Origin of the sequence: Bacillus bingmayongensis (assembly GCF_000299035.1) — a bacterium.
Taxonomy (GTDB): domain Bacteria; phylum Bacillota; class Bacilli; order Bacillales; family Bacillaceae_G; genus Bacillus_A; species Bacillus_A bingmayongensis.
In genome coordinates, this window is record NZ_JH921524.1 from 24,854 (window position 1) to 31,213 (window position 6,360).

Genomic DNA, 6,360 nt, shown 5'->3' on the forward strand with positions numbered 1-6,360 from the left:
CACCACTTTTATCATCAATAGAAAGTGAGGCAGCATTAGAATGAAAGCAACTGGAATCGTACGTCGAATTGATGATTTAGGTAGGGTAGTAATTCCGAAAGAAATTCGTAGGACCCTTCGTATACGAGAAGGGGACCCGTTAGAAATTTTTGTTGATCGCGATGGAGAAGTGATTTTGAAAAAATATTCTCCAATTAGTGAATTAGGTGATTTTGCAAAAGAATATGCAGATGCTTTATACGATAGCTTAGGACATAACGTACTCGTTTGTGACCGTGATTCCATTATCGCTGTAGCGGGGGTATCTAAAAAAGAATACTTAAATAAAAGTGTTGGCGATTTAATCGAAAAAACGATGGAAGATCGAAAGTCTGTTGTTATGACAGATGAAAGTGAAATTTCGATTATCGATGGTGTAGCTGAAAAGGTTAGTTCTTATACGGTTGGCCCAATCGTTGCAAATGGGGATCCAATTGGAGCTGTTATCATCTTTTCAAAAGAAGGGATTATAAGTGAGGTAGAGCATAAGGCAGTAAATACTGCTGCAAGTTTTTTAGCAAAACAAATGGAACAGTAATTTTTCTTAATCATAATATTTCTTTATAAAAAGTGATTTTTTTCGGAAAGTAGGATTGTATTTCATTAAAAGGTAGCGTCTTGCTACCTTTTTTATTGTATAAATCTAAAAGGAAGCCTGTTTTTTTCTTTGTGATATAATACGAGGGATAAGGATAGGAAAAGGAGTTTTCTCGTATGGAAGCGAAGAAGTATCAAGCTTTTTGGCGCGGGGCTGTTATATTAACAATTGCAAGTTTTGTTACGAAAGTATTAAGCGCTTTTTACCGTATTCCATATCAAAATATAGCGGGGGATATTGGTTTTTATATTTACCAACAAATTTACCCGTTTTATGGATGTTGTTTAATTTTAGCTACTTATGGTTTTCCCATTATTATTTCTAAGATGGTAGCAGAGCGTTTGGAACAAGGAAAGCAGGAAGAGGCAGAAGAGATTATTTGTGTTTCTTTTTGGTTTTTATTAGGAATTGGTTGTATAGGTTTCTTTACCTTGTTTTTTGGTGCTCACACGATTGCATCGGTCATGGGCGATGCAAATTTAGATAAACTGCTAAGAGTTATTTCATTTTCATTCTTGTTAATGCCCTTTTTATCTGTTGCACGAGGGTACTTTCAAGGGTTTAATAATATGATTCCGACAGCTGTATCGCAAGTGATTGAACAAACGATTCGCGTGTCAATTATTGTGTTTTTATCGTTGTTCCTCATGGCGCATGAATTTGATTTATATACAGTTGGAGCAGGAGCGATGTTGGGGTCGATTGCTGGCGGATTTATCGGTATACTCGTACTTTTATTTTATATGCGACATAATTTTCGTTCCATTTTCTTGCAAGGATGGAAGAGAATAAGCAATAAGAAAGAAATAATCCGAATCCTTTTTTGGCAAGGAATAGCTATTTGTGTTAGTAATTTAGTTTTAATTTTTATACAAATGGCAGATTCAGTTTCGTTTTATACATTGCTTATTCAGGCGGGAGAACCGGCGGAAATTGCAAAAGTATTAAAAGGTGTTTATGACAGAAGTATTCCGCTTATGCAGCTTGGTACAGTTGTGACGACTTCATTTTCACTTTCGCTTATTCCGATTATTACGGCAGCAAAAGAACGAGGAGACCGTTTGTTTATTCAAAAAAAGGTGCAGTTAGCGATGAAGATAACTTTTGTGATTGGAGTTGCAGCTGCATTAGGATTAGCGTGTATTATTAAGCCGACAAATATTATGTTGTTTGAAAATAGTGAGGGCTCAGGTGTATTAGCTATTTTAGCTGTTTCTATTTTATTTAGTTCTTTATCCATTACAACAGCTTCGATTCTGCAAGGGCTTGGTCAAACTGTAAAGCCAGCATTGTTTGTTGTATTTGGAGGGTGTCTAAAATTATTATTCAATTATATGTTAATGCCGCAATTTGGTGTAACTGGGGCAGCGGTTGCGACGGTAATTTCGCTCATGGTTATTGCTTTGTTAAATAGTGCTTTACTTATTCGAATTGTAGAAGAGCCACTCATTCATAAACAAGGCATACTTGGTGTAACGATCAGTGGATTAGGAATGGCCGTTCTATTAATGTTATTTATGCGTATTTATGAAGGGTTTGGGCTGGCAAGTGATGAAGGATATAGAGGATTAGCTGCAATTGAAGCGCTATTAGGCGTAGCAATTGGCGGGTTGGTATATCTATTTTTAATTATGAAATTAAGTGTTTTTACAAAAAAAGAAATAGGAACTGTTATGAAGCAAGAAAAGGTACAAGCTTCATTGAAGAAGAGTGGATAGAGGTGACTGGTTGTGAGTGGAGTAATAACGATTTTAGGATTAGGTGCTGGTGAATTAGATCAGCTGACAATGGGTGTGTACCGAAAGATAAAAGAAGTAGATCATATGTATGTGCGTACAAAAGAACACCCTGTTATTGAAGAGTTAGAAAAAGAAGGAGTAAAGTATACAGCTTTTGATGATGTATATGAGGCGCATGATACATTTGAGATTGTATACGAAACAATTGCAAATACGTTAATAGAAAAAGCGCAAGGTACGGATGTTATATATGCTGTACCAGGCCATCCACTTGTTGCAGAAAGAACTGTTCAACTACTTTTACAAAAAGGAAAAGAAAAGCAAGTTGAGGTGCATATTGAAGGTGGACAAAGCTTTTTGGATCCGATGTTAGCTAGTTTAAAAATAGACCCAATTGAAGGATTTCAGCTTATTGATGCAACTTCATTTAAACGTGGTCAATTAGAATTACGCCAACACTTAATTTTTTGCCAAGTATATGATGCATTCGTTGCGTCTGAGGTGAAACTGACATTAATGGAAATGTTGCCTGATGAGTATGAAGTATACATTGTAACAGCTGCAGGAACATCGTTTGAGCAAGTGAAAAAAGTACCGCTCTATATGTTAGATCATGAAACAGAGTTGAATAACTTAACGAGCGTGTACGTGCCGCCTGTTGCTGAGCGAGCTTCTTTATATCAGCAATTTGATGTGCTCCGAGAAATCATTGCTGAGCTTCGTGGACCAAATGGTTGTCCATGGGATAAAAAACAAACGCATCAGTCTTTAAAGAAATATTTAATCGAAGAAGCATATGAAGTATTAGAGGCAATTGATGAAGAAGATGATGAACACTTAATTGAAGAGCTTGGTGACGTGCTCCTACAAGTTATGCTTCACGCTCAAATTGGAGAAGATGAGGGTTGGTTCTCCGTTGATGATATTATCCGAACGCTATCTGAAAAAATGGTACGTCGTCATCCGCATGTATTTGGGGATATAGATGTGAAGAACGCGGAAGAAGTTGTTTCGAACTGGGAAGAAATTAAAAAACAAGAAAAAGGGCATGTAAGGGAGTCTGTTTTAACAGGAATTCCGAAAAGCTTACCACAATTAATGCGTGCATATGAAATTCAGAAAAAAGTAGGAAAAGTTGGTTTTGATTGGGATGATGTACAGCCAATGATGGAGAAAGTTTTTGAAGAATTGAAAGAGTTTGAGCAAGAAGTTGCAAAGATGGATAAAGAAAAAATGTTAAGTGAATTTGGAGATTTACTATTCGCCTTTGTTAATATTGCTCGCTACTATAAATTGAATCCAGAAGAGGCACTTCATACAACAAATGAAAAATTCATGAGCCGTTTTATATACATGGAAGCGAAAGTAGCTGAAATGAATAAGGAAATGCAGGAGTTAACGTTAGAGCAAATGGATGTTTTATGGGAAGAAGCAAAACAGATAGAGAATCAATAAGGGGGAAATGAGATGCGCTTAGATAAATTTTTGAAAGTATCACGTTTAATTAAAAGAAGAACGTTGGCAAAAGAAGTAGCCGATCAAGGAAGAATCACGATTAATGGACAAGCTGCAAAGGCAAGTTCTGATGTGAAGGTAGATGACGAACTAACAATTCGTTTTGGACAAAAAGTAGTAACTGTAAAAGTAAATGAATTAAAAGAAACAACAAAAAAAGAAGATGCAGCTAACATGTATACAGTAGTTCGTGAAGAGAAAGTGAAAGCAGAAGAAGGCTTGTTCTAAATTATTTTCTCCCCTCATACATTATTTACTAGATAGTATAAAGCTATGGGGGGATTGACGTGAATAAGGGCTACTCAACTATGTCTTCTAACCAACAGAATGTTTCTGTAGAGCATGATATTATTATGCGTGGTAGACGTGTAATAGATATTACTGGCGTAAAACAAGTAGAGAGTTTTGATAGTGAAGAGTTTTTGTTAGAAACTGTAATGGGTTTTTTAACAATTCGCGGTCAAAATTTACAGATGAAAAATTTAGATGTAGAAAAAGGTATTGTATCCATTAAAGGGAAAATTCATGAGATGTTGTACATTGATGAAAATCAAGGGGAGAAAGCTAAAGGATTCTTTAGTAAATTATTTAAATGAGTTTAACAATTCAACTGTATACAATGCTTTCCATGATTGGAATGGGTGCTTGGATTGGAGCGGCGTTAGATACATACCAACGCTTTTTACAGCGATCGCAGCGTAATCGTTGGCTTGTATTTATATATGATATACTGTTTTGGATTGTCCAAGCACTGTTTGTCTTTTACGTATTGCTCATTGTAAATGAAGCTGAATTACGTATATATGTTTTTGTAGCTTTGCTTTGTGGTTTTGCTGCATATCAGAGCTTATTGAAAGCAGTGTACATGCGAGTATTGAATTTTCTCATTTATGTTTTTGTGCAAACGATACAATTTTTTATTAAAATTGTACAGCTACTTATGATAAAACCTGTTATTATTATAGCGCAGCTTATTATTGCTTTTATATTATTTTTATTTCGTATACTATTTTCAATTGGGAACGTGTTGTGGAAGTGTTCCAGATGGATATTACTTTTTGTATGGAAAGTTTTTTTCTGGCCTGTTCGATTTCTTACTTTGCTCATATGGAAACTTCTCCCTAACCGTGTTAAACTTTTTATAAAGAAGTATGTAGGATTACTACAACATACAAAGAAATTGAAGAATTATATCTTTCAAATTTGGGAGCGTATAAAAAAGAAGTTAGGGGGACCTCGGAAATGAGGGAACTGAGGCAAAGATTAATCGAAGAGCAGAATCCAAATTCTGTAAAAGAACATATAATACAAACGAATGAAAACAGGAGGCGATTATATCGCCGCTTAGCAGTTTTTTTTGTTTTTGCTTTTACAATTATTGCGAGTATTAGTGTAACGTTTTATCAGCAAAATAGTTCCATTAAAGCAAAAGAAGTCAAGGTTGAAGAGATGCAAAAAGAATTGGATTCATTAACAAAGAAAGAAAAAAAACTAAAAGATGATGTTCAAAAGTTGAATGATGAAGAGTATGTCTTAAAGATTGCTAGGAGGGATTATTTCTTCTCTGGAAAAGGGGAGATAATTTTTCCTGTTTCTAAGTAGGTCGTGTCTTATTGACACTATATTTTAGGATTATATATAATAAAGTAAAATTTGACTTTTTAATCACTAAGGAGGAGCATTTTTTTTATGTCAATCGAGGTAGGCAGCAAGTTACAAGGTAAAGTAACAGGTATTACAAATTTTGGGGCTTTTGTGGAGCTGCCAGAAGGCTTAACGGGTCTTGTTCATATTAGTGAAGTTGCTGATAATTATGTGAAGGATATTAATGATCACTTAAAAGTAGGCGACCAAGTAGAAGTAAAAGTTATTAATGTTGAAAAAGATGGAAAAATTGGTCTATCTATTAAAAAAGCGAAAGAACGTGTAAGAACAGAAGGAGATCGTCCACGCGGTGAATATCAACGTGGTGGGGATCAACAACGTTCTGGACGTCCACAACGCAATCGTTCTTTTAACAGAGATAACCGTGGTGGTCGTGATAATGGCGGCAATCAAAAAGAAACGTTTGAGCAAAAGATGGCGCGCTTTTTAAAAGACAGTGAAGATCGTTTAACTTCTTTAAAGCGTAATACAGAATCTAAACGTGGTGGCCGTGGCGCTCGTCGCGGATAAAACGAACGTTTTATTCTTAACATATAGAGAGGTGCCCGGAGTCAGTCACTCGGGGTGCTTTTTTATGTAAATGAATATATTTAAAAAAGAATAAAAAACTTTTTGAAACGTGTTGACTTTAAAGTGGATTTGATATAAGATACTAATTGTCCGTTAAATAAGACGACATGGCGGTGTAGCTCAGCTGGCTAGAGCGTACGGTTCATACCCGTGAGGTCGGGGGTTCGATCCCCTCCGCCGCTATATTTATTTTAATGGCCCGTTGGTCAAGTGGTTAAGACACCGCCCTTTCAC

General features: G+C 35.8%; 8 protein-coding genes and 1 tRNA gene. All 9 read left to right on the forward strand.

Going from position 1 to position 6,360, the window contains the following annotated elements:
• The first annotated feature begins 40 nt into the window (after positions 1–40).
• The 9 genes from spoVT (at position 41) to Y7E_RS0127510 (ending at position 6,309) form a co-directional block, all read left to right on the forward strand.
• The gene (gene spoVT / locus Y7E_RS0127470) at positions 41–577 is read left to right on the forward strand and encodes a stage V sporulation protein T (RefSeq protein WP_017154393.1); all 537 of its coding nucleotides are present in this window, start codon (positions 41–43) and stop codon (positions 575–577) included.
• Between the two features lie 176 nt (positions 578–753).
• Complete coding sequence (locus Y7E_RS0127475) at positions 754–2,355, forward strand: putative polysaccharide biosynthesis protein (protein ID WP_017154394.1); 1,602 nt, start codon at positions 754–756, stop codon at positions 2,353–2,355.
• A 12-nt stretch (positions 2,356–2,367) separates the two neighbouring features.
• Positions 2,368–3,831: a bifunctional methyltransferase/pyrophosphohydrolase YabN gene (gene yabN, locus Y7E_RS0127480; RefSeq protein WP_017154395.1), complete on the forward strand. Its 1,464-nt coding sequence runs from the start codon at positions 2,368–2,370 to the stop codon at positions 3,829–3,831.
• Positions 3,832–3,843: 12 nt separating this feature from the next.
• Complete coding sequence (locus Y7E_RS0127485; protein WP_017154396.1) at positions 3,844–4,119, forward strand: RNA-binding S4 domain-containing protein; 276 nt, start codon at positions 3,844–3,846, stop codon at positions 4,117–4,119.
• Positions 4,120–4,178: 59 nt separating this feature from the next.
• The gene (yabP, locus tag Y7E_RS0127490; protein WP_026049376.1) at positions 4,179–4,487 is read left to right on the forward strand and encodes a sporulation protein YabP; all 309 of its coding nucleotides are present in this window, start codon (positions 4,179–4,181) and stop codon (positions 4,485–4,487) included.
• The gene (gene yabQ / locus Y7E_RS0127495) at positions 4,484–5,137 is read left to right on the forward strand and encodes a spore cortex biosynthesis protein YabQ (protein WP_017154398.1); all 654 of its coding nucleotides are present in this window, start codon (positions 4,484–4,486) and stop codon (positions 5,135–5,137) included. The genes yabP and yabQ overlap by 4 nt, the downstream gene beginning before the upstream one ends.
• Positions 5,134–5,493 (forward strand): cell division protein DivIC, encoded by a 360-nt coding sequence (divIC, locus tag Y7E_RS0127500; protein ID WP_017154399.1) that lies wholly within the window; start codon positions 5,134–5,136, stop codon positions 5,491–5,493. The genes yabQ and divIC overlap by 4 nt, the downstream gene beginning before the upstream one ends.
• An 87-nt stretch (positions 5,494–5,580) precedes the next feature.
• Positions 5,581–6,066 carry a S1 domain-containing RNA-binding protein gene (locus tag Y7E_RS0127505; protein WP_017154400.1) on the forward strand — a complete coding sequence of 162 codons (486 nt, stop codon included), beginning with the start codon at positions 5,581–5,583 and terminating at the stop codon, positions 6,064–6,066.
• A gap of 169 nt (positions 6,067–6,235) precedes the next feature.
• Positions 6,236–6,309 (forward strand) — tRNA-Met (locus Y7E_RS0127510).
• Positions 6,310–6,360 lie beyond the last annotated feature (51 nt).